This is a genomic window from Streptomyces sp. NPDC107517 (genome assembly GCF_055582645.1).
In genome coordinates this window covers 74135-95295 of sequence record NZ_JBVJPM010000028.1, presented here as the reverse complement: position 1 = coordinate 95295, position 21161 = coordinate 74135, and the positions used below count along the sequence as shown (strand labels likewise).

Genomic DNA, 21161 nt, shown 5'->3' with positions numbered 1-21161 from the left:
GTTGCGGTAGGCGGTCTCGACGTCCCGCAGTGACTGCCGGAGGACGACGGCGGAGACCTCACCCAGCCAGGACCGCCCGGCTGTCCGCTTCGCCTGAGTGATCAGACGGGTGGACAGCTCACCGGCCGTCGGGAACGGCCGCCCGGCCTCACGGGCGTCTTCCCGCGCGCGGACCGCGTCGTTGAACACGACACGGGCACACCCGAACGCCCTGGCCAGCGCTGCCTGCTGAGCGGCGTCGGGGTACAACCTGAAGGCGTACCGGAGCTGCATGACGATCACACTAGACAAGTCGAACCCACGTCGTCACCAGGAACATACGAGCGATCCATCACCGTCACAAAGCAGGGTCCAGCTCCGCCGGAACGCCACCGCGACGCCCCGCGTCGCAACCATAGGATTCGCTTCACCCCCCGGCCTGAAGGCCGGAGCACTGCGAATGAATCCCGGTAGCAGCACAGCAACCCGTGGGACGGCCAGAATCCCAGGGCGTCAGCCCGAGGAGCATGTCAAGAACGGGTCCTCGACCTCACCATGTAGGACGCGGTCCTACTGTCGTTCGACGGCCCATCAGACGGGTCAGTCTGACTCCTGTCGAAGGACGCGGCGAGCCGCCTCAGCCTCGGCTTCGGGCGGGGACACCTCGTCGAGGACATCAAGCTCGTCATCCCCCTCCAACTCCCGTTCCCAGGCTGCGGCGAGCCGCTCCTGCTCCTCTGCGGGCATGGCCACGACGGTCTCTCTGTCCTCGGGCGCCAGGGCTGTCAGGAAGCGTGCGACTGAGTCGTTCGGCATGCTAAACACCCTTCGCTGGGCATGGTGCTGGTCCGGGCTCAGCATGATCAATCAGTGCGGCGACCGCGGCTCGACACAGCCACAGCACACCCGTATGGCGCCCATCTCGAGTGCCGAGCCTCGCCCGACTCGTACCGCCCGGAGCACGCCCTGCAGGCTTCCTTGCACACCCACTCGTGCGGGCGATCGCCGAGGATTCCCCAGACCGCAAGAACGCGGCGAGCCTCGATCAGCCCCCGAGACCCGTTCTTGGCGCCCAGTGGCGGACGGTCGATGACGACAGACCGCAGTCCTGGTCGATCTGCGCGACGGCCGGGGCAAGTCCTGGGCCAAGCTCTGGCTGTCCGTTGCGGTCACCCAAGGGGCGGTCGTTGGTCGGGCCCGGTCCAAGAATGCGGACGATCGCGCATTTCGCCTCTGGCGAAGATCTCGTGTCGGAAGGCCCAGTTCACCGCGCTGCGCTACTTCACCGTCGACGGCACCGATCACGCCAGCCACAAGGAGCAGGGCAGCATGATCCGCCGCAATATCGTCTGGCGAAAGCGCCATGCCGACGACCGGCGCCCACGCGCCGTTGTCGACAGGGCCAACGCTGCCTGATCCGGCACTACACGCCGGTAGTGCCGTCGATGCGTTCCCTGACCAGGTCGGCGTGGCCGTTGTGGCGGGCGTACTCCTCGATCATGTGGACGTAGATCCAGCGAAGGTTGACGTCCTGCTCCATGAAGCGACCCGTATCAGTCAGTGAACGCTCGGCGCAGTGCTCACGGGCGCGGGCGATCTCCGCGCGCCAAGTGGCGAGGGCGTCGCTCAGGGCGGCGCCCTCAGCCACATCGAAACCACCGTCGGGGCCATCCGGGTCGGCCTGCGGGGCGTAGATGGGCGGAGCCTGCTCTCCGGCGAACACGCGACGGAACCAATTCCGCTCCACCTCCGCCATGTGCTGGACCAGGCCGGTCAACGTGAAGCCGGACGGCGGCACGGACGCCACGGCGGCCTGCTCATCGTCCAGCCCCTCGCACTTTATGGCCAGTGTGGTGCGGTGGAAGTCGAGCCAGCTTTCAAGCGTCGTGCGCTCGTCGGCGTTCAGGGGCGGCATAGGGCGATCGATGGCGCTCATCGGTTGATTATCACCAGCAGCCGAAGCCCTCGGCAGGCAGGGCCTCACTACAGGGCGAACGTTGCCTGATGCGGCACTGGCGGATCACAGGGCTGGCCTGATGAAGATGCCGGCGATGTGGACTCCGGCCAGGTAGACGGTCGCGGTCGCCGCATGTCGGTGAGCGCGCACGATCGTAGGCTCCCCGGACACGGACACGGACCAGGACCAGGACCAGGTCAGGTCAGGTCCCCAACGGCATCAGCCTCCGCCATCAGCCCGCTGAACATCCGCTCCCAGGTGCCATCGGCAGCCCACATCCGCAGCCGGCTGCAGACGCACCGCCAGTTGCCGTACTTCTCCAGCAGGTGGATTCGCCGAGTGACTGTCTGGAACTTGAAAGCGATCGCATCGATCACCTCTCGGGGGTCCCGCCACCGGCCCCCCGCCCTCGGCGTCCGCTCCGGGAAGCAACGGCTCAACCCGCGCCCATCACACATCAGCCAACGGCAACCCGGACCAACAACCAGCTGTTCCCACCGGAACTGCCTAGCGCCCCCCGCCTTCTCGCGACGGCGGTCGCCCCGCGCTCTCCCGTACCACCAACTGTGTCGGCACCAGCGTGGTACCCGGTTGCGCCTCGCCCTGCCGGACCTGACGCAGTGCGCTCTGTACGCAGCGGCGGCCGACCTCGGCGAAGTCCTGGTGGACCGTGGTGAGCGGCGGCTGGAACGAGCCGGAGTCGGGGATGTCGTCGAAGCCGATGACCGAGACGTCCTCGGGGACCTTGCGGCCCCGCTCTTCCAGGGCCCGCAGGAGGCCGAGCGCCATCTGGTCGTTCGCCGCGAACACTGCCGTGCAGTCGCCCTGTTCGGCCAGGCGCAGGCCCGCGCGGTAGCCCGAATCGGCCGACCAGTCGCCGCGCACCAGCGGTGGGACCGCGCGGCCGGCGGCCTCAAGTGCTGTGCGCCATGCGTCCGTTCGGCGCTGCGCGGCGAACGATTCTGAGGGGCCCGCAAGATGCCAGACCGTGCGGTGGCCGAGGTCGAGGAGGTGGCGTACCGCGTCGCGGGTGCCGCCCGCCTGGTCCGTGTCCACCACCGCGTAGCGGTCATCGGCGTCCGAGTCCGCTACCACGACCTTCACGTGCGGCGGCAGGGTGAGGCTCGCCGAGTCGAGCAGATGGACCTCCATGATGACGATGACCGCATCCACGGCCAGTTCGCCGAGGCGCGAGAACGCGCCGCGCACCTCGTCCTGGGTGGGCACCGCGACGGGGAGGAGCGTGACCGCATAGCCTTCCTGTGCGGCCGACGTCGCGATGGCCTCCAGCGTGCGCATGTTGCCCGTCGTGGAGAGCGTGAACGTGATCACGCCGATGGTGCGGAAGTCGCCCCGCTTCAGCGCCCGCGCCGCGCTGTTGGGGCGGTAGCCGAGCTCCTTCATGGCGGCGAGGACCCGCTCACGCGTCTCGTCGTTGACACCGGGAAAGCCGTTCGAGACGCGGGAGACCGTCTGGGAAGAGACACCGGCGACCCGGGCGACGTCGGCCATCGACGCGTTCTGTGTACGGCGCCGGGCGTCGGTCCTGCCGCGCTCCGGGGCGCTGTCGGTTACTCCCACCGTTGGCCTCACCAGTCGAGTTGATCGTTCACGGGCGGCTCTTGACCGTCCTCTGCGAGGCAGTGTAGACATGCCGCCATCGAATGTTTACGCAAACATAATACCTGTCGGTCGCTTGCGCGCCGGAATGTTTACGCAAACATCCGAGCAGTATCCGCGAGGCACGTACGAGCGAGGGACGCGAGATGACGACGCTTCAACCGCCGGCCGCCGCAAGGCCACGACCGGCCGGGCCACCGGTACGCAGGGCGCGCCGCTCGTGGACGGGGTGGGGGTTCATCGGCCCCTTCGTGCTCGTCTTCGCCCTGGTCTTCCTGGCGCCCCTCGCGTACTCGGTCTATCTGAGCCTGTTTCGCACACAACTCATCGGCGGCACCACCTTCGTGGGCCTGGACAACTACCAACAGGCCTTGCAAGACAGCCAGTTCTGGGAGGGAGTCCTCCGGGTCGCACTGTTTCTGCTGATCCAGGTGCCCGTCATGCTCGGCATCGCCCTGCTCGTCGCCCTCGCGATCGACAGCGGCCGCCTCTACGGCAAGGACTTCTTCCGGATCACCGTCTTCCTGCCCTACGCGGTACCCGCCGTCGTCGCGACACTCATGTGGGGCTTCATGTACGGCACCCGCTACGGCCTGGTCGGCGACGTCAACGACGCGTTCGGCGTGAAACTGCCCGACCCACTGTCCGCCGACCTGGTCCTCGCGTCCATCGGCAACATCGTGACCTGGGAGTTCGTCGGCTACAACATGCTGATCTTCTTCGCCGCGCTGCGCGTCGTACCGCACTCGCTGTACGAGGCGGCCGAGATCGACGGCGCCGGACAGTGGCGCGTCATCACGGCCATCAAGCTCCCCGCGATCCGCGGCGCCCTCGTCATCGCCACGATCTTCTCGATCATCGGCAGCTTCCAGCTCTTCAACGAGCCCGCCATCCTCCAGAAGCTCGCGCCGAACGCGATCACCACCGACTACACGCCGAACTTCTACACGTACTCGCTGTCCTTCGCGGGCCAGCAGCAGAACTACTCCGCGACGGTCGCCATCGTCATGGGCGTGATCACGATGATCGTCGCCTACGTGGTCCAGCTGCGCGGCATGCGCAAGGGAGCGTGAGCGCGATGACCACCACCACCGACTCCGTGCGGCCGGCCGCACCGCTCAGGTCCGCCGCCCCGCGCCTGCGTTCACCGCGCCGCCGGACACCCGGCCGCCCCCGGCGCAGCGTCCTGCTGACCGTGCTCACCGGCGTCGTCCTCGTCTACAGTCTGCTGCCGCTCGTGTGGCTCCTGATCAGTGCCACCAAGTCCCAGCAGGGCCTGGCCCGTTCGTTCGGCCTGTGGTTCGACGGAGACTTCGACCTCTGGCACAACATCGGCGAGACCTTCACGTATCAGGACGGTGTCTTCGGCCGCTGGCTCCTCAACACCCTCCTGTACGTGGTGGTGGGCGCGGGCGGCGCCACCTTCCTCGCGGTCCTCGGCGGATACGCGCTCGCCAAGTTCGCCTTCCCCGGCAAGCGTGCCGTGTTCGCCGTCGTCATCGGGGCGGTCGCGGTGCCCGGCACGGCCCTCGCCGTCCCCACGTTCCTGATGTTCAGCAACATGGGGCTCACCGACACCCCGTGGGCCGTCATCATCCCGTCGCTGATCTCGCCGTTCGGCCTGTATCTGATGTGGGTGTTCGCCACGGAGGCGATTCCCACCGAGCTGATGGAGGCCGCCCGCATCGACGGCGCGAGCGAGCTGCGTACCTTCTTCCAGGTCGCCCTGCCGCTGCTCGCGCCCGGCACCGTCACCGTCCTGCTCTTCACCACGGTCGCGACCTGGAACAACTACTTCCTGCCGTTGATCATGCTGAAGGACCCCGACTGGTATCCGCTCACGCTCGGCCTGGACTCCTGGAACAAGCAGGCGCAGACGGCCGGCGGCGAGGCCATACCCCACCTGGTGCTCACCGGCTCACTGCTCACCATCGTGCCGCTGATCGCCGCCTTCCTGCTGCTCCAGAAGTACTGGCAGTCCGGGCTCTCCGCCGGAAGCGTCAAGGAGTAGGACAGCACCGCAGTTCACATCGCATATCGCGCACACCCTCTGTAGGACCACGAAGAAGTGGAAGCATGCCCATGCCCAAGAACTCCCGCCGCCTGCTGCGCGGCATAGGTCTCCTCTGCGCCCTCGCCCTGGGGGCCACCGCCTGCGGCGGGTCCGACGACGACACCTCGAGCGACAAACAGGTCGGTTCGGCCGACATCCAGTCGGCCCTGAAGAAGGGCGGCACCGTCACGGTCTGGGCGTGGGAGCCCACCCTGAAGCAGGTCGCCGCCGACTTCGAGAAGAAGTACCCGAAGGTCGACATCAAGCTGGTCAACGCGGGCACCAACAACGACCAGTACAAGGCTCTGTCGAACGCGATCTCGGCGAAGAAGGGTGTCCCTGACGTCGCGCAGATCGAGTACTACGCGCTCGGTCAGTACGCCCTGACGAAGCAGATCGCCGACCTCAAGACGTACGGCGCCGAGAAGCTCGCGAACTCGTACTCGCCCGGGCCGTGGAACTCGGTGAAGTCCGGCGCCGGCGTGTACGGCCTGCCGATGGACTCCGGCCCGATGGCGCTCTTCTACAACAAGAAGGTCTTCGACAAGTACAAGATCGCCGTCCCGACGACGTGGGACGAGTACGTCGCGGCCGCCCGCAAGCTGCACAAGGCCGACCCCAAGGCGTACATCACCAGCGACGTCGGCGACGCGGGCCTGACCACCAGCCTGCTGTGGCAGGCAGGCTCGCACCCGTACAAGGTCGACGGCACCAAGGTCGGCATCGACTTCACGGACGCGGGCGCGAAGAAGTACACCGACACCTGGCAGAAGCTGGTCGACGAGAAGCTCCTCTCGCCCGTCACCGGCTGGACCGACGACTGGTACAAGGGCCTCGGCGACGGAACCATCGCCACGCTGCCCACCGGCGCCTGGATGCCCGCCAACTTCGCCTCCGGCGTGAAGGGCGCCTCCGGCGACTGGCGCGTCGCCCCCATGCCGCAGTGGGAGAAGGGCGCGCACGCCAGCTCCGAGAACGGCGGCAGCTCGCTCGCGCTGCCCGAGCTCGGCAAGAACAAGGAACTCGCCTACGCGTTCGTCGAGTACGCCAACTCCGGTGCGGGCGTGCAGACCCGCATCAAGAACGGTGCGTTCCCGGCGACGACGAAGGACCTGAACTCCTCGTCGTTCCAGAACACCGAGTTCCCGTACTTCGGCGGCCAGAAGGCCAACAAGATCTTCGCCGAGTCCGCGAAGAGCGTTCCCACCGACTGGAAGTACCTGCCGTACCAGGTGTACGCCAACTCGATCTTCAACGACACCGTCGGCAAGGCGTACGTCTCCTCGACCAAGCTCACCGCCGGGCTGAAGTCCTGGCAGGACGCGTCGGTCAAGTACGGCACCGAGCAGGGCTTCACCGTCGAGAAGTAGCCCGCCGCCTCCCACGACCGCACCTGTGGACGACCGCTCCCCCGAAAGGACGCGCATGACCGCCCCCCTCACCTCCCGTTTCCCGTACGCGAAGGGCTCGGACGGCACCCGCCGCCTCGGCTACGGAGCCGACTACAACCCCGAGCAGTGGTCACGGGAGGTGTGGGCGGACGACATCCGGCTGATGCGTGAGGCCGGGGTGAACGTCGTCTCCCTCGCCATCTTCTCCTGGGCGCGGCTCCAACCCACCGCCGACACCTGGGACTTCGGCTGGCTCGACGAGATCATGGACCTGCTGCACGCGGGCGGCATCGGCGTCGACCTGGCCACCGCCACCGCGTCCCCGCCGCCCTGGCTCACCACCGCGCACCCGGAGATCCTGCCGGTGACCGCGAGCGGCGAGACACTGTGGCCCGGCGCCCGCCAGCACTGGCGGCCCACCTCGCCCGTCTTCCGCGAGCACGCCCTGAACCTCGTCCGCAAGATCGCCTCCCGCTACGCCGACCACCCGGCCCTGATCGCCTGGCACGTCAACAACGAACTGGGCTGCCACAACGTCTACGACTACTCCGACGACGCCGCCCGCGCCTTCCGGACCTGGCTGCGCCGCCGCTACACCACGCTCGACGCCCTCAACAACGCCTGGGGCACGGCCTTCTGGTCCCAGCGCTACAGCGACTGGGAGCAGGTACTGCCGCCGCGGCTCGCCGCCTCGCACCCGAACCCGACCCAGCAGCTCGACTTCAAGCGCTTCTCGTCCCACGCCCTCAAGGACCACCTGCTCGCCGAGCGGGAGATCCTGCGTGAGCTCACGCCGGACACGCCGGTCACCACCAACTTCATGGTGATGCCGGGAACCAAGGGCATGGACTACGCGGACTGGGCGGAGGAGGTCGACTTCGTGGCCAACGACCACTACGTCACCCCCGGGCCGCAGGACCGCGACGAACTCTCCTTCTCCGCCAACCTCACCAGCGGCGTCGCCGGACACCGCCCCTGGTTCCTGATGGAGCACTCCACCAGCGCCGTGAACTGGCAGCCCGTCAACCCGCCGAAGACGCCGGGCGAGCTGGCCCGCGACTCGCTGCTGCACGTCGCACACGGCGCCGACGCCGTCTGCTTCTTCCAGTGGCGCCAGTCGGCGGCCGGAGCCGAGAAGTACCACTCGGCGATGGTCCCGCACGCCGGAGCCGACAGTGAACTCTTCCGCTCCGTCGTCGAGTTGGGACGCACCCTCGACGCGCTCGCCCCCATCGCGGGCAGCGAACGCGAACCCGCCCGCGTGGCGATCCTCTTCGACTGGGACTCCTGGTGGGCCGGCGAACAGGACTCCCACCCCACCTCCCGCCTCGACTACCACCGCGAGGCCCTCGACTGGTACTCGGCGCTGCTTCGTCTCGGCCACCGCGCCGACGTGGTGCCCGCGCACCGCACCGACCTGTCCGCGTACGACGTCGTCATCGCGCCCGTCCTGCACGTGGTGCCACAGCCCCTCGCCAAGGAACTCACCCGGTACGTCGAGGGCGGCGGCCACCTCGTCACCACGTACTTCTCCGCGATCGTCGACGAGAACGACCACGTCTGGCTCGGCGGCTATCCGGGCGCGCTGCGCGACGTCCTCGGCATCCGCATCGAGGAGTTCGGGCCACTGCTCGACGGCGACACCGTCGACCTGGACAACGGCACCACCGGCAGCCTGTGGACCGACCGGATCTCCGTCACCGGCACGGACGTCGAGGTCCTGGCGGGCTACCGCACCGGCACCTACGCGTCGCGCCCTGCCGTCACCCGGCGCGGCACGGGCCGTGGCTCGGCCACGTACGTGTCCACCCGGCTCGGCCCCGACGGTCTGGCAGTCCTGCTGCCCGAGCTGCTCGCGCCCGCCGGGGTGGTCAGCGAGCTCCCGGAAGACGCACGGGGGTCGGTGGAGCTTGTCGTGCGGCGCGACGCGGAGCACCGCTATCTGTTCCTGGTCAACCGCAGCGACGAGCAGGTGGCGCTGCCAGGGATGACCGGCGACGTGCTCGTCGGGCCGCGGGCCGACGGCGACGGCGACGGCCTCGTTCTGGCGCCCCGCCAGGTCGCCGTCCTGCGGCAGGCCGCCTCCTGAATCCATCCGCTCACTCGCACCACCGACACCCCACCCACACAACGACATCGGGAGCACACGTTGGCGCGCTTGACCCGCAGACGGTTCATCGGCATCGCCGTGGCCACGGCCGCGGCCGCAGGAACCCAGCTCTCAGCCGCACCGCTCGTCGCCGCGGCCGCCGGCGCGACGGTCACGGTCACCCCCGACCCCTCGTACCGGCAGGAGCGGTTCGAGGGGTGGGGCACCAGCCTGGTCTGGTTCGCGAACGCGACCGGGCACTACCCGCACGAGATCCGCGAGCGGATAGCCGACCTCGTCTTCGGCCGTGACGGCCTCGCCCTCAACATCGCCCGCTACAACATAGGCGGCGGCAACGCCCCCGACGTACCCGACTACTTGAGGCCGGGCGGCGCCGTCGAGGGCTGGTGGAAGGCGCCCGAGGGCACCACCCGCACCGACACCGACTGGTGGGACCCCGACAACGGAGACCACTGGAACGAGGACGCCGACGCCACCCAGCGATGGTGGGTCGACCGGATCAAGAAGGACATCACCCACTGGGAGACGTTCTCCAACTCGCCGCCGTACTTCATGACGGTCAGCGGCTACGTCTCCGGCGGCTTCGACGCGTCGAGAGACCAGTTGAAGGAGGAGTCCGTCGACGACTTCGCCACCTATCTGGCCGGGGCGACGCGACGCCTGGAGAAGGCGCACGGCATCAAGGTGAAGACCGTCGACCCGTGCAACGAGCCCAACACCAGTTACTGGGGTACGAAGTTGGGCGCCGACGGGAATCCGACCGGCGGCCGTCAGGAGGGCTGCCACATCGGCCCCGCCCTCCAGCAGAAGATCGTGCCCGCGCTGCACGCCGCGCTCAAGAAGGCGCGGACGACAGCGGTCGTCTCGGCCATGGACGAGACCAACCCGACGACCTTCACCACGAACTGGACCAGCTACCCGGCCGACGTGAAGAGCCACGTCGCCCAGATGAACGTCCACACATACGGCACCGGCGGCCGGACCTCCGTCCGCGACCTCGCCAAGGCCGACGACAAGCCGCTGTGGATGAGCGAGGTCGAGGGCGACTGGGGCGACGGCCAGTCCTTCACCGACATGCGGCCCGGCCTCGGGCTCGCCCAGCACATCGTCGACGACCTGCGCGAACTGGAGCCCAGCGCCTGGGTGTTCTGGCAGCCCGTCGAGGACTTGGACAACATGAAGCCCGGCGGGGAATCCGCCAAGGGAGGCAACTGGGGCGAGATCCAGGTCTCCTTCAGCGCCGGCCCCGACGACACCCTGGAGACCTGCCCGGTCCACACCAACACGAAGTACGACACCGCCCGGAACTTCACCCACTACATCCGTCCCGGCGACCACCTCATCAAGACCGACGACACGAGCAGCACCGCGGCCGTCACCCGTGGCGGCAACGGCGCCACCGTCGTCCACGTCAACAGCACCACGTCCGCCCGCACAGTGACCCTCGACCTGTCGAAGTTCGCGACCGTACGCCAAGGCGCGACCGTCACCCCGGTCGTGACCAGCACGGACGGCAAGCTGGCCGAGCAACCACCGGTCACAATATCGGGCCGAACGGCCACCTTCACGGTGCCCGCGCAGTCGGTGACCACGTTCGTGATCAAGGGCGTGTCCGGGGTCGCGAAGGACGCCGCGACGCTGCGCAAGGGACGAACGTACGAGCTGACCGGCGTGCAGAGCGGCAAGGACCTCACCGTCGCCGACGGCGGCAGCACACTCGTCATCACGTCCGGGACGGGCGCGGCCGGTCAGCGGTGGCAACTTGCGCAGATCAGCGGTGAAGGACCTGCGAACCGCGGGCGGTACGTCTTCACCAGCGCCGCCGACGGCAGGCGGCTGGCCGTCCGCGACGGTGCGCCGGTCGTCGAACCCGACAAGGACGAGCGGGACGCGGCCGCGCAGTGGATCCTGTCGACGACGGGCGACGGCACGTACACGCTCGTCAACGCCGGTACGGGCCGCCTCCTCGAGGTCGGCGGACAGGCCACGCAGGAGGGCGCGCCCGTCGGGACCTGGCAGCCCAACTCCGGCTCCAACCAACGGTGGAAGGTCACCGACGTGGCGTCCTGAGTACCGCGTCGGCGCGCCCCACGGCCACGTGCCGTGGAGCGCGTCCCTCGCAGGTTTGCTCCGCTGTTGCCATCTGCTCCCGAGACCGACGGCGAGGCCCGTGAGCCCAAGGCCGACAGAGCGGGCCTCGGACGTCCCACCGCGTGAGTATCGAGTGAAATTCCCGCCTCAACCTGGGCTGGTGCCGGAACACCGAGTCGGTCTGACATGCCGGACACCACGAGCGGAGCTGTGCGGGGCGGCCACACGATGGCGACGTCGTTGGCCCTGCCGTAGTCGCCGGTTCCGGTCTTGTCGGCCACCGTCCATTAAGCCGGTGTTGCATCCACTGGTTGAACCTGGTCAGTACAGCGCGGCCGCCTTCGCCGAGGTCTGCCGCCGGCACGGCTTCCGCCGCAGCATGGGCCGGGTCGGCTCGAGCTACGACAACGCCCTCGCCGAGTCGTTCTTCCAGGGCCTGAAGCGGGAGCTGCTGCACGGACGCCACTGGGTTTCGAAGGCTCAGACTCGGCTCGAGCTATTCCGCTGGATGTTGTACTACAAGAGGCGTCGCCGTCACTCGGCCCTCGGCTACCTCACACCAGCCGAGTTCGAACAACAACTGACCGCATCACATACGCTGTCACTCGTCGCATGAAACCCGGTGTCCACTCCCGAGGTTCAGCCTCACCGGTGAACTACACCTCCGCGATCCTCGCCAGCGGCATGCCCTGCGCCGCCAACAGGACCATCTGGGCCCGCCGCCATGTCACCACTGACCCGGTCCCTCTGCGAATGATCCGCAGCAGACGCTGCCCCTCGTCGTCGTCGATCTGTCGAGCCTGAACTCTGTCGGCCATGCCGACCCGTTTCAGTGAAACGCGCCGATCGGGATCCGGTTCCCGCTCGGCGCGTCGCGGGCCGCGGTATCAGCCGAGGTGCCGGGCGAAGAACCTCAGCGTACTTTCCAGCTCGAATGCTGGGATCTCCCCGTGCTTGCCGGGGTTGGCGTGCAACGTTTTCTCGGCCGAGGCCAAGGCGTCGAACAGCGCCAAGCTCTGAACCCGCGGCACCCGCTCATCGTCCCACTGCACCAAGAACTCCACTGGGACGGTGATCCGCGCGGCGGCCTCGGCCGACGCCAGCACCCCGCCCAAGCCCAGTACCGCCGCGCGGACCCGCGGTTCGGCAGCGACGAACGGAACACCGAGTCCGCATCCCAGCGAGACCCCCCAGTAGCCAACCGGACCGGCGCCAACGTGCTCGAGTTGCTGAACCGCGTCCAGAACCGCCCGCCATTCCGGCACGGTCTGGCGGGCCACGAGCGCCTGGAAACCGGCGATCAGCGGGGCCAACTCTTCACCGGCTTCCACGCGAGCCTGGTTCTCAGTCGCGATCCGGTCGTAGTGCTCAACCTTCGGCCGGTCGCCATGGGCGGGAACGTCGACCGCCACGACCGCAAAACCGCATTCGGTCACGAAGCGGCGTGCACGAGCCAGGACGTCAGGGGCCTTCTTGTGCTGACCGCCACCGTGTCCCATCAAGACGAGCGGACGAGTAGCGACGGAACACTCCGGCGTCCACAACACGCCAGGAATCTCACCGAGAGTGAAGAGCTGTTCGCGGACGCCGCCGGACGACGTCTCAGAGATGAAGCGCATAGCGATTCATGCCTTTCGGGATGCCTCTGCGGGCGCCCCCTAGGCCATACGAGGGAGGGAGGCCGCCCGACCTGTCAAAGCGTTGATCGGTCTCACCTCCTCAGTTCGCAACGGTGCACGGCGGCAGGAAGGTATCACGAAGGACTCCACCCTGACCCAGGCGGGGATCCCGACGGGGCGAATATTGTCTGATCCGGCACTAGGCCATGCGATCGACCGCGTCCTTGGCCTCCTTCAGACCAGCCCCCGTGATCTCGCGGTACACCTTGATTGCCTGGATCTTCTTCCCGTTCCGCAGGTGTGCGGCAACCTGCTCCAGTTCCGGGTCGACTTCGCAGAGGCCCAGATGTTCGAGGATCAGGTCGAGCTTGTGCTCAACTCGGCCGATTCTGCGCTCGGTTCGCTTTAGCCAGCTTTCGATTCCTCCCACGGAGACCAGCACGACAAGAGCGACGCCAACACCCAGTATTTCCATGGTTCGCGATCCTAGGCCCACTCCGAGGAAGATCACGTATGCGCCTGGTGGCCGACTCGGCAAGACGCCGACCTGCGTCCTCACAAGCGGCTCGCCGTTCGTCCTCGCGGCTCCCCGTGGCGTGCCCTCCAATTGAGCGTGCGAGGTGAGCCTGCGTCGCCTCATTGACGTGCAACCTCTCCCTGAAGGGAGAGGATTCTGGCCTTCCGGTCCGGTGCTGCGCCGCTACGCGGCGCGGGCATCGGTATGGATTCCTTGGCTTCCCGCGTCTTCACACCCCGCCACAGCCTGGGGCTGTGGTCTTCCGGGCGCTCGGCGGGCATGTACCGCTCGTCCAACGGCGTGTTTCACGTTGATCGCTGCGCTGATGTCCCGGTGGAGGTGCCACAGGCCGGACAATCCCACTCCCGGACGTGGAGGGGTTTGAGGCCGTCCACATGTCCGCAGGCCGAGCAGCGTCGGGTGGTCGGCTCGTACCGGTCGATCTGCACGAACACCCGCCCGTACCGCTCGCATTTGTACCTGCGCATGTCCACGAACATGGCCCAGCCCGCGTCGTGCACGCTCTTGGCCAGCCTTCCGCGTGCCATCCCGTGCACGGCCAGGTTCTCCACGGCGACCGCTTGGTGTTCGCGGACGATGCGGGTGGACAGCTGGTGCAGGAACTCACGGCGCGCGTCGGCGACCTGGGCATGAGCGCGGGCGACTTTCTGGCGGGTTTTGTCCCGCCGTCTGGATCCCTTCTGTTGACGATCCAGCTCGCGCTGGGCCTTCTTCAGCTTCTTCTCCACGCGGCGCAGGAACCGCGGGGAGGCGATCTTCGTGCCGTCCGACAGCACGGCGAAGTGCTTGAGGCCCAGGTCGATGCCGACGGCGGGCAGGTGATCGGCGTCCGGGGCGGCCTGCAGGTCGGTGTCCGGGTCGGTTTCGATGACGAAGCTGGCGAAGTACCGTCCGGCCGCATCCTTACACGGTGCTCTTCCAGCGCGCGAAGGGTGAAGTGGGAGGAGTCAGCAGTGCCGGTCGGCCAGTGTTCTTCCCCGGCAACGACCATCGCCTCGCGGGTGATCTCCCCGATCCTGCGGGCGGTCGCGGCGTCAGGTCGCATGACGACGGACATGACCCAGCGATTCCCCCCGTCCACAGGCGGCACCTGGCACTCAACCGCACCGGCCAGTACCGCTTCCCGGCCGCGTGCGAACAGCGCATCGAACCTCGTTGCGTACATACCGAACGATCATGCCGCAGCAACGCCCGGCTGCGGCCGGGTTCGTGTGCTCCAGCGGGCTAGAGAGGGACCGGCAGCGCCCAGCGCCGCGAAGAACAACGCCAGCAGCAGCCAGCCCGCTGTCCCGAGGCCGAGCACCACCGTGGTGAGGATCGCGGGGGCAAGAGCCTGGCCCGCGCTGAAGCCGAGGCCGAGGACACCTTGGTACTGACCCTGGGCATGGTCTGGGGCAAGTCCGAACCCCAGGACGAAGCCCGCCGAGGACTCCCAGACCTCTCCCAGGCTATGAACGAAGATCGCTGCCAGGACCAGTCCCGCCGCCGCCCAGACAGGGGTGTACGCCGCCAGCGCCATCATCGGGCAGCTGACGAGGAAGAGCAGCCCCGCAGTGCGAAACGCCCTGCCACCGTCGTGCAGGGTTTCGATACGGGAGCCGATCCTGGTCTGCATCAGCACGCAGAAGGCCGCATTGACGGCGAACAGTGCGGCCACCGTCCAGCGCGGCACTTCGGTGTGTTCGGAGATCCAGATCGGCAAGAGCAGGGAGACCACCGGGTATTGCAGCCCCATGGCCCCGTAGAGGGCGGTGAACGTCAGGAACGGGCGGTCCGTGAAAGCGAGCCAGCGACGCTGCTGCGGCGATACTGCCGGCACCGAATAGCGGGGCAGCAGGAGCAGGAGCGCCGCGCACAGGGCGAAGCTCGCCGCGTTGCCGAGGATCAGCGTGACATAGGCGCCACGGGTGTCCGCGGCCAGCGCCAGCCCGGCACCCACCGTTCCGAGAACGACGCCCAGGTTGACGAAGGTGCGCAACCTCGCCCGGAACAGGGCCGGGCGATCACCCCCGACCCGGACCACCAGAGCGCCCCAGGCCGCCCCACCGGCCGCCGCGGCCATCTGATCGACCGTCACGATGATCGTGAGCGCACCCCAGCTCTCGACGAGGACGAGAGCCGCCATCGACATCGCCTGGACCGTCAGGGCCAGCATCATGATCATGCGCGCCCCGCGTCGGTCGGCGAGATGCCCTCCGGGTATTCCCGCGCACAAGCCGATCACTCCGGCGATGGTGAGCGCGGCGCCGACCTGCACCGCGGGCAGGCCCACGACCAACGTGAAATAGAGCGCCGACGCAGCGTTGAACAAACCGTTGCCGACCCGATTGACGAAACTGGCGCCGATCAGCACGCGCTCCGGCCCGCTGTCCCCCGTCATGCGGCCTATTCGGCCTGCCAGGCCACCCTTGATCACGGACTGTAGGCTAGCAGCGGCCGCAGAACCCGCCGCAGTCGTACCAAGACCGGGTGCCATAACTGCGAGGCGGGCCCCGACGAGTGCTCCATGCCGAAGGCCGTGTCGGCAAACGAAGGCACCCTCAAGTGACCTGCGCGGTCGCGGCATCGGGCTCGCCCCAAGTGGCCGATCTGGTGAAGCGCAACTCCTTGCCGTGGTTCGGCGACCGCCCGCCCTGCGGCGGTGCAGGCTTGAGCAGATACCCAACCAGCCTCGGCGCGGGGCCGGTTGCGTGGACGGGGCGTCGCAGGGCCTGCGGGCGGTCGACGCTCCTCCGAAGAGGGGGCGGTGCCGCTCAGCACAGGAGCGCTCCCGGCGAGACGGTTCCCGCGAGCGGCGGGCGTGACGTCAGGAGCGGTGCAGCCATCATGGCGACGGAGCAGGGCCGCCATGCACCAGCTGATCTCGGTGCCGGACCCGGTGCGCTGGAGTATTTCCGAAGTCCTGACGGTGGTCACGATGTCGACTCGGCGCGCCAGTAGACGGAACGGACCCAGAGCGTGGCCAGGGTGTCCACCGCTTGCTGCTCGTCGAAGGGTGCGGTGGCGCCGCCGACGCGCTCGCCGCCCTGCCCGAGCCAGATGTAGCAGAAGTGCTCGAGCATGGCGGAGAGCGCGGAGGCGGTGAGCTGCGGGTCCATGCCGGGGCAGTAGCCCTCGTGCTGGGCCCGGCGGATCTCGGCGGCGATGCGCTCCACGGCCTCGGCTCGGATGTCCAGCCAACGGTCGAGGAACTCCTCTTCCAGCATCGATGCCTGGAACACCCCGATCAGCTCGCCGCGTCGTTTGGCGTAGGTGCGCCAGAACCCGGCGACCGCCTCTCTCAGCGCGTCCGGCCGACTGAGGCCCTGGCGGTAGGGCAGCACCGCCAGTTCGGTCGCCTCCTGGTGGAACTCCTCGGCGAGCACGGCGAGCAGATCGGCCTTGGTGTCGTAGTAGTTGTAGAAGGAGGCCACGGACTTGCCCGCCTCGGCCGCGATGTCGCTGATCTTGGCGTTGAGGTAGCCGTCCCGGGCGAAGACGGTCCGGGCGGCGGCTCGGAACGCCTCGTCGGTCTCGCGGCCCTTGCGGGTGGCCTTCTCGGTACGCTGCGCGGCAGCCGCCGTCTTGCGGGCGCGGGAGACGGTGTGTCTTCTCATGTGCCTTCTGTCCTTTGGAACCTGGTAGCGGCGCCAGCTTAAGGTTCAGGACACCCGTCGTTGGTGGCCGGTCCAGAAGGGCTCGCGGAGCGGCTTCTTGAGGATCTTTCCGGCGGCGTTGCGCGGGAGCTGGTCGGCGAAGGTGACACCGGTGGGGCACTTGTAGCCGGCCAAGCGTTCATGGGCCCAGGCGATGAGCGCCTTCTCGTCGGTATGCGCGGCGCCGGTGGGGACCACGACCGCGTGCACGCTCTCGCCCCAGGTCTCGTGGGGCACCCCGATGACCGCGCAGTCCTGTATTGCTGGGTGCTGGGCGATGACGGTCTCCACCTCGCCGGGGTACACGTTCTCGCCGCCGGAGACGATCAGGTCGTGGAGCCGGTCCACGATGGTGAGGTAGCCGTCGGTGTCGACTGTGGCGATGTCACCGGTGCGGTAGAAGCCGTCTTCGGTGAGGACGCGGCGGGTGGCTTCCGGATCGTTCCAGTAGCCCGGGAACGGGATCGCGCCGCGCACCTGGATCTCGCCGTGTTCGCCGAGTCGTACCTCCGAACCCAGGGAGGGGCGGCCCGCGGTGGCGAGTCGGCCGCGCGTCGGATCGTGGTCGGCGGGGGACAGCGACGTGACCGGCAGCGGGCCGGTCTCGGTGCTGGCGTAGTGCTGGCGGAAGCGGCAGCCCAGGGTGCGTACGGCGTGCTCCAGTACCTGGGCGCGGATCGGGGAGGCGCCGTACACCACCTCGACCAAGGCCGCGAGGTCCGGGGGTTCGGGGCGTGCGGCCACCTCGGCGGAGACCGCGGCGATCAGGGTGGGCACGAGTTGGGTGAGCTGGATGCGCCGGGCGGCGAGCTCGTCGACGAAGCCGGCCGGGGTGAAACCGTCCAGCAGGTGCAGATGGCCGCCGGTGAAGAGCGCGTACATCAGGTTGACCAGGCCGGCGGCGTGGAAGAGTGGCAGCGCGCTCAGATGCCGGGTTCCGGGGGCGGCCTCGGGGACTTCCAGCTTCATGAAGGTGGCCGCTGAGATCAGCATCTCGTGGCTGATCGGGACCAGTTTGGGATGTCCGGTGGTGCCGCTGGTGTGCAGCAGCACACAGGGCTGGTTTCCGCGCAGGCGGTCCACCGGGCGCTCGGGTGGGGGGAGTTCGGCGGTGTGTTGACCGAGCGGGACTATGGTGACCGGGGCGCTGATCCGCTCGGCGCAGCTCTGGTCCGCGATCGCGTGCCGGGGCTGTAGCAGCTCCAGCAGTGTGGTGATCTCCGTGGTGGAGAGCCGCCAGTTGACTGCGGCGGGCAGTGCGCCGAGGCGGATCAGTCCGAACAGGGCGATCGCCCAGTCGACGCGGTTGCGGGCCGCGATCGGCACCACGTCGCCCGGCCGGACACCGGCGGCGGCCAGGCGGGCGGCCTCGTGCCGGACGGCATCGGCCAATGCCGCATAGCCGAGTTCGGTGCCGTACTGGTCGCTCAGGGCGGGGTGGTCGGGGGTGACGGCTGCGCGCCATTCGAGGACGTGGATCCACGAGAGCACGGGATCACCCCATCGGTCCGGCCGGGTGCACCCGGTCGGCTTCGGTCTTCGGTACGTGGCGGGTGTCGTCGGGTTTCCCCAACTCGCGGCGCCAGCAGGCGAATTCCAGCAGGATGCCGTCGGGGTCCTGGAAGTAGAAGGAGCGGACGAAGACGCCGTCGTGCAGTTCGGTGGCGTATCCCGATTCGCTGTCGTCGTGGTCGATGATCGGGCTGACCCGAACTCCCTTGGCCTTGAGCTTGGCGCGGTACTCCAGGAATCGCTCCTGGGGAACGGTGATCGCCACATGGTTCATGGTGCCGACGGCCGAGGTCCACTCGCCGATGCCGGGGACGGTGACGGGCCGGGTGACGCCGGGTACCGGGTCGGGGGCGTCGGGGAACCAGAAGAAGGCCAGCGCGTTGCCGCCGCCCATGTCGAAGAAGAAGTGCTGGCCCGCGCCGCCGGGGAACTCGATCGTCTTGATCAGGCGCATGCCGAGGACCTGGGTGTAGAAGTCGACGGTGCGCTGCATGTCCGAGCAGACCAGCGCGAGATGGTTGACTCCGCCGAGCTCGAACTCCGGATTGCGCCACTGCATCGAAGCTCCTGACGATTCGCCGCCTCATGCTTGCAATGAAGCCGAATCTAAACTTAGTTTCAGTTCTGCGCCAGGGTTCGGACCAACCGGGTCCACTCGCTCCACCATCGGAGGTCGGGATGCTCGAGGTCGTCAGGGAGTTCGTCGGACTGCCGTCTCCGGTCGTCGGCAGGGCGGGGGCGGGCGGCCACCCCTGCCAGGGGCTCTACCACCGGCCCAAGGGGATCCGGCCGACCACGGCCTTCATCGCCACCCATTACAACGTGGACTTCGCAGAGCACTACCTCGCCCCCTACCTGGCCGCCCGCGGCTTCGGCTTCCTCGGCTGGAACACCCGATTCCGCGGTGCGGAGCCGTACTTCCTGCTCGACCACGCGCTCGCCGAGATCGGGGTGGGCGTGCGCTGGCTCAAGGAGCAGGCAGGCGTGGAGCGGGTGGTACTGCTCGGCAACTCCGGTGGGGGCTCGCTGATGGCCGCCTACCAGTCGCAGGCCGTCGAGCCCAATGTGCTGCCCACCGCCGGCGGCCGCCCGGTGACGGCGATCGAGAACCTGGAGGCCGGGGACCTCTTCGTGGCGCTTGCCGCCCATTCGGGCCGGCCCGAGGTGCTCACCGCATGGCTGGACCCGTCCGTCACCGACGAGTCGGACCCGCTCTCCGTCGACCCCGACCTCGACCCCTACGACCCACTCAACGCCGCCCCGTACACCGAGGCGTTCCAGCTCCGCTACCGGGCTGCGCAGCGCGCCCGCAACGAGCGGATCACCGACTGGGCGTTGGAGCAACTGAATGCGCTGCGCGGCTCCCGGGCCAGGGACCGGCTGTTCAGTGTCCACAGGACCTGGGCGGACCTGCGGATGATCGATCCCGCCATCGAGCCCTCCGACCGCCGGCCCAACCAGTGCTACCTGGGCGATCCTGCCCAGGCCAACTACGGCGTCTTCGGCATCGGCACCCTGAGCACGCTGCGCACCTGGCTGTCGATGTGGAGCCTGCGCACGTCCCAGTGCGTGGCCGCCCCGCACCTGGCGCGGATCACCGTACCGTCGCTGGTGGTGCACGCGACGGCGGACTCGTGCGTCTACGACAGCGACGCACGGTCGGTGCTGGAGCACCTGGCCGCAGACGACAAGCGGCTGGAGCTGCTGAAGGCGGACCACTACCTCCGGGAGCCGGACGACGCCCGCGAGCATGCGGCCGATCTGATCGCCGACTGGGTCGCGGAGCGCACGCCCTGACCGGCCCGCCCCTACAATTCTGCTATGCAGAAAGTCAGCCCCGAGGGTGGACCTGGATACAGCACGCCGGAGTCCGCCCGGGAGCGCCCCGCGTACCCGATCTCGTCGGTGGACAACGCGCTGCGGCTGCTGGGCCTGTTCCGCGACCACGAGCGGGTCCGGCTGTCGGACGCCAAGGAGTACCTCGGCGTCGCCCACTCCACGGCGCACCGGCTGCTGGCGATGCTGGCCTACCACGACTTCGTGCGCCAGGAGCCGGACGCGCGCGACTATGTGGCGGGCCCGGCGCTGGTGGAGATCGGGCTGGCGGCAGTGGCCCAGATGGACGTCCGGGCGTTGGCGCGCCCCCTGGTGGAGGAGTTGGCGGCCGCCTGCGGGGAGACCGTGCACCTGGTGAGCCTCGAAGGCGCCATGGTGCGCTATCTGGACTCGGTCGAGAGTCCGCTGGCGCTGCGCGTCGGCTCCCGTACCGGTACCTCGCTGACGGCGCACTGCACCGCCTCCGGCAAGGCCCTGCTGGCGCAGTTGACCGACCGCCGCCTGGACGCCCTCTTCCCGCCCGGCGCCCGGCCGGCCGCGCACACGTCCAGCTCCATTACCGAAGCGGAGCAACTGCGAAAGGAGTTGGCGGCGGTGCGCGTCCGGGGTTACGCCGTCAACCGCGAGGAGAGCGAGAGCGGCGTCTGCTCGATCGCCGTCGCCGTGCCGGCCGGCGGCCGCATCCCGGCGGTGGCACTCACGGTGTCGGCGCCGCTGGCCCGGCTGCCCGAGCCGCGGGTCGTACAGCTGGCGGCGCTGCTGCAGAAAACGGCGGCCCGGCTCGCGAGCTGACCCGCGGGCCGGGCGCAGGGGACGGTCC

General features: G+C 68.6%; 18 protein-coding genes and 5 pseudogenes. 9 read left to right on the top strand and 14 right to left on the bottom strand.

Annotated features, from left to right (window positions below; all coding sequences use genetic code 11):
• The coding region (locus ACZ67T_RS38470; protein WP_469990646.1) for a helix-turn-helix domain-containing protein at nt 1-273 on the bottom strand (273 nt) is incomplete at its 3' end.
• Between the two features lie 306 nt (nt 274-579).
• Complete coding sequence (locus ACZ67T_RS38465; RefSeq protein ID WP_469990644.1) at nt 580-795, bottom strand: hypothetical protein; 216 nt, start codon at nt 793-795, stop codon at nt 580-582.
• Nucleotides 796-1233: 438 nt separating this feature from the next.
• Here ACZ67T_RS38465 and ACZ67T_RS38460 point away from each other — a divergent pair.
• Nucleotides 1234-1395: pseudogene (locus tag ACZ67T_RS38460) on the top strand (IS630 family transposase); the annotation flags it as partial.
• Nucleotides 1396-1402: 7 nt separating this feature from the next.
• Here the strand turns inward: ACZ67T_RS38460 and ACZ67T_RS38455 are convergent.
• From ACZ67T_RS38455 to ACZ67T_RS38445, 3 genes are all read right to left on the bottom strand, one after another.
• The gene (locus tag ACZ67T_RS38455) at nt 1403-1915 is read right to left on the bottom strand and encodes a DinB family protein (protein WP_469990642.1); all 513 of its coding nucleotides are present in this window, start codon (nt 1913-1915) and stop codon (nt 1403-1405) included.
• 218 nt (nt 1916-2133) lie between these two features.
• On the bottom strand, nt 2134-2394 hold the full coding sequence (locus tag ACZ67T_RS38450; RefSeq protein ID WP_469990640.1) for a transposase: 261 nt from the start codon (nt 2392-2394) through the stop codon (nt 2134-2136).
• Between the two features lie 49 nt (nt 2395-2443).
• Nucleotides 2444-3448, bottom strand: coding sequence for a LacI family DNA-binding transcriptional regulator (locus ACZ67T_RS38445; protein ID WP_469990651.1), 1005 nt, complete (start codon nt 3446-3448; stop codon nt 2444-2446).
• 254 nt (nt 3449-3702) lie between these two features.
• Here ACZ67T_RS38445 and ACZ67T_RS38440 point away from each other — a divergent pair, with 254 nt between their 5' ends.
• The 5 genes from ACZ67T_RS38440 (at nt 3703) to ACZ67T_RS38420 (ending at nt 11180) form a co-directional block, all read left to right on the top strand.
• The gene (locus ACZ67T_RS38440; RefSeq protein ID WP_469990639.1) at nt 3703-4629 is read left to right on the top strand and encodes a carbohydrate ABC transporter permease; all 927 of its coding nucleotides are present in this window, start codon (nt 3703-3705) and stop codon (nt 4627-4629) included.
• Nucleotides 4630-4634: 5 nt separating this feature from the next.
• Nucleotides 4635-5567 (top strand): carbohydrate ABC transporter permease, encoded by a 933-nt coding sequence (locus ACZ67T_RS38435; protein ID WP_469990637.1) that lies wholly within the window; start codon nt 4635-4637, stop codon nt 5565-5567.
• Nucleotides 5568-5638: 71 nt separating this feature from the next.
• Nucleotides 5639-6979: an ABC transporter substrate-binding protein gene (locus ACZ67T_RS38430; RefSeq protein WP_469990649.1), complete on the top strand. Its 1341-nt coding sequence runs from the start codon at nt 5639-5641 to the stop codon at nt 6977-6979.
• Nucleotides 6980-7034: 55 nt separating this feature from the next.
• Entirely contained in the window at nt 7035-9089 is a 2055-nt protein-coding gene (locus ACZ67T_RS38425; protein WP_469990635.1) for a beta-galactosidase, read from the top strand.
• A 60-nt stretch (nt 9090-9149) separates the two neighbouring features.
• Nucleotides 9150-11180, top strand: coding sequence for an RICIN domain-containing protein (locus ACZ67T_RS38420; RefSeq protein ID WP_469990633.1), 2031 nt, complete (start codon nt 9150-9152; stop codon nt 11178-11180).
• 215 nt (nt 11181-11395) lie between these two features.
• Here ACZ67T_RS38420 and ACZ67T_RS38415 read toward each other — a convergent pair.
• Nucleotides 11396-11488, bottom strand: a pseudogene (locus ACZ67T_RS38415) (class A beta-lactamase); the annotation flags it as partial.
• A 35-nt stretch (nt 11489-11523) separates the two neighbouring features.
• Here ACZ67T_RS38415 and ACZ67T_RS38410 point away from each other — a divergent pair.
• Nucleotides 11524-11817 (top strand): annotated as a pseudogene (locus ACZ67T_RS38410) (integrase core domain-containing protein); the annotation flags it as partial.
• Nucleotides 11818-11860: 43 nt separating this feature from the next.
• Here ACZ67T_RS38410 and ACZ67T_RS38405 read toward each other — a convergent pair.
• From ACZ67T_RS38405 to ACZ67T_RS38370, 8 genes and pseudogenes are all read right to left on the bottom strand, one after another.
• Nucleotides 11861-12019: pseudogene (locus ACZ67T_RS38405) on the bottom strand (IS630 family transposase); the annotation flags it as partial.
• A gap of 69 nt (nt 12020-12088) precedes the next feature.
• Entirely contained in the window at nt 12089-12820 is a 732-nt protein-coding gene (locus ACZ67T_RS38400; protein ID WP_469990632.1) for a dienelactone hydrolase family protein, read from the bottom strand.
• A 199-nt stretch (nt 12821-13019) separates the two neighbouring features.
• Complete coding sequence (locus ACZ67T_RS38395) at nt 13020-13295, bottom strand: ribosomal protein L7/L12 (protein ID WP_469990630.1); 276 nt, start codon at nt 13293-13295, stop codon at nt 13020-13022.
• A 225-nt stretch (nt 13296-13520) separates the two neighbouring features.
• Nucleotides 13521-14263: pseudogene (locus tag ACZ67T_RS38390) on the bottom strand (RNA-guided endonuclease InsQ/TnpB family protein); the annotation flags it as partial.
• Between the two features lie 269 nt (nt 14264-14532).
• Nucleotides 14533-15774 carry an MFS transporter gene (locus tag ACZ67T_RS38385; RefSeq protein ID WP_469990628.1) on the bottom strand — a complete coding sequence of 414 codons (1242 nt, stop codon included), beginning with the start codon at nt 15772-15774 and terminating at the stop codon, nt 14533-14535.
• A gap of 496 nt (nt 15775-16270) precedes the next feature.
• The gene (locus ACZ67T_RS38380) at nt 16271-16954 is read right to left on the bottom strand and encodes a TetR/AcrR family transcriptional regulator (protein ID WP_469990627.1); all 684 of its coding nucleotides are present in this window, start codon (nt 16952-16954) and stop codon (nt 16271-16273) included.
• Nucleotides 16955-16999: 45 nt separating this feature from the next.
• Nucleotides 17000-18484 (bottom strand): class I adenylate-forming enzyme family protein, encoded by a 1485-nt coding sequence (locus tag ACZ67T_RS38375; protein ID WP_469990625.1) that lies wholly within the window; start codon nt 18482-18484, stop codon nt 17000-17002.
• 4 nt (nt 18485-18488) lie between these two features.
• Nucleotides 18489-19064 (bottom strand): VOC family protein, encoded by a 576-nt coding sequence (locus ACZ67T_RS38370; protein WP_469990624.1) that lies wholly within the window; start codon nt 19062-19064, stop codon nt 18489-18491.
• Between the two features lie 119 nt (nt 19065-19183).
• Here ACZ67T_RS38370 and ACZ67T_RS38365 point away from each other — a divergent pair, with 119 nt between their 5' ends.
• Together ACZ67T_RS38365 and ACZ67T_RS38360 are read left to right on the top strand one after the other, a co-directional pair.
• Nucleotides 19184-20302 (top strand): alpha/beta hydrolase family protein, encoded by a 1119-nt coding sequence (locus tag ACZ67T_RS38365; protein WP_469990622.1) that lies wholly within the window; start codon nt 19184-19186, stop codon nt 20300-20302.
• A gap of 24 nt (nt 20303-20326) precedes the next feature.
• Nucleotides 20327-21133, top strand: a complete 807-nt coding sequence (locus ACZ67T_RS38360) for an IclR family transcriptional regulator (protein ID WP_469990621.1) — start codon at nt 20327-20329, stop codon at nt 21131-21133.
• Nucleotides 21134-21161 lie beyond the last annotated feature (28 nt).

What these genes read in the sequence shown, in the direction of transcription:
- ACZ67T_RS38465 (WP_469990644.1), bottom strand. Translation starts at nt 795, where the DNA reads ATGCCGAACGACTCAGTCGCACGCTTCCTGACAGCCCTGGCGCCCGAG.
- ACZ67T_RS38455 (WP_469990642.1), bottom strand. Translation starts at nt 1,915, where the DNA reads ATGAGCGCCATCGATCGCCCTATGCCGCCCCTGAACGCCGACGAGCGC.
- ACZ67T_RS38450 (WP_469990640.1), bottom strand. Translation starts at nt 2,394, where the DNA reads ATGTGTGATGGGCGCGGGTTGAGCCGTTGCTTCCCGGAGCGGACGCCG.
- ACZ67T_RS38445 (WP_469990651.1), bottom strand. Translation starts at nt 3,448, where the DNA reads ATGGCCGACGTCGCCCGGGTCGCCGGTGTCTCTTCCCAGACGGTCTCC.
- ACZ67T_RS38440 (WP_469990639.1), top strand. Translation starts at nt 3,703, where the DNA reads ATGACGACGCTTCAACCGCCGGCCGCCGCAAGGCCACGACCGGCCGGG.
- ACZ67T_RS38435 (WP_469990637.1), top strand. Translation starts at nt 4,635, where the DNA reads ATGACCACCACCACCGACTCCGTGCGGCCGGCCGCACCGCTCAGGTCC.
- ACZ67T_RS38430 (WP_469990649.1), top strand. Translation starts at nt 5,639, where the DNA reads ATGCCCAAGAACTCCCGCCGCCTGCTGCGCGGCATAGGTCTCCTCTGC.
- ACZ67T_RS38425 (WP_469990635.1), top strand. Translation starts at nt 7,035, where the DNA reads ATGACCGCCCCCCTCACCTCCCGTTTCCCGTACGCGAAGGGCTCGGAC.
- ACZ67T_RS38400 (WP_469990632.1), bottom strand. Translation starts at nt 12,820, where the DNA reads ATGCGCTTCATCTCTGAGACGTCGTCCGGCGGCGTCCGCGAACAGCTC.
- ACZ67T_RS38395 (WP_469990630.1), bottom strand. Translation starts at nt 13,295, where the DNA reads ATGGAAATACTGGGTGTTGGCGTCGCTCTTGTCGTGCTGGTCTCCGTG.
- ACZ67T_RS38380 (WP_469990627.1), bottom strand. Translation starts at nt 16,954, where the DNA reads ATGAGAAGACACACCGTCTCCCGCGCCCGCAAGACGGCGGCTGCCGCG.
- ACZ67T_RS38370 (WP_469990624.1), bottom strand. Translation starts at nt 19,064, where the DNA reads ATGCAGTGGCGCAATCCGGAGTTCGAGCTCGGCGGAGTCAACCATCTC.
- ACZ67T_RS38365 (WP_469990622.1), top strand. Translation starts at nt 19,184, where the DNA reads ATGCTCGAGGTCGTCAGGGAGTTCGTCGGACTGCCGTCTCCGGTCGTC.
- ACZ67T_RS38360 (WP_469990621.1), top strand. Translation starts at nt 20,327, where the DNA reads ATGCAGAAAGTCAGCCCCGAGGGTGGACCTGGATACAGCACGCCGGAG.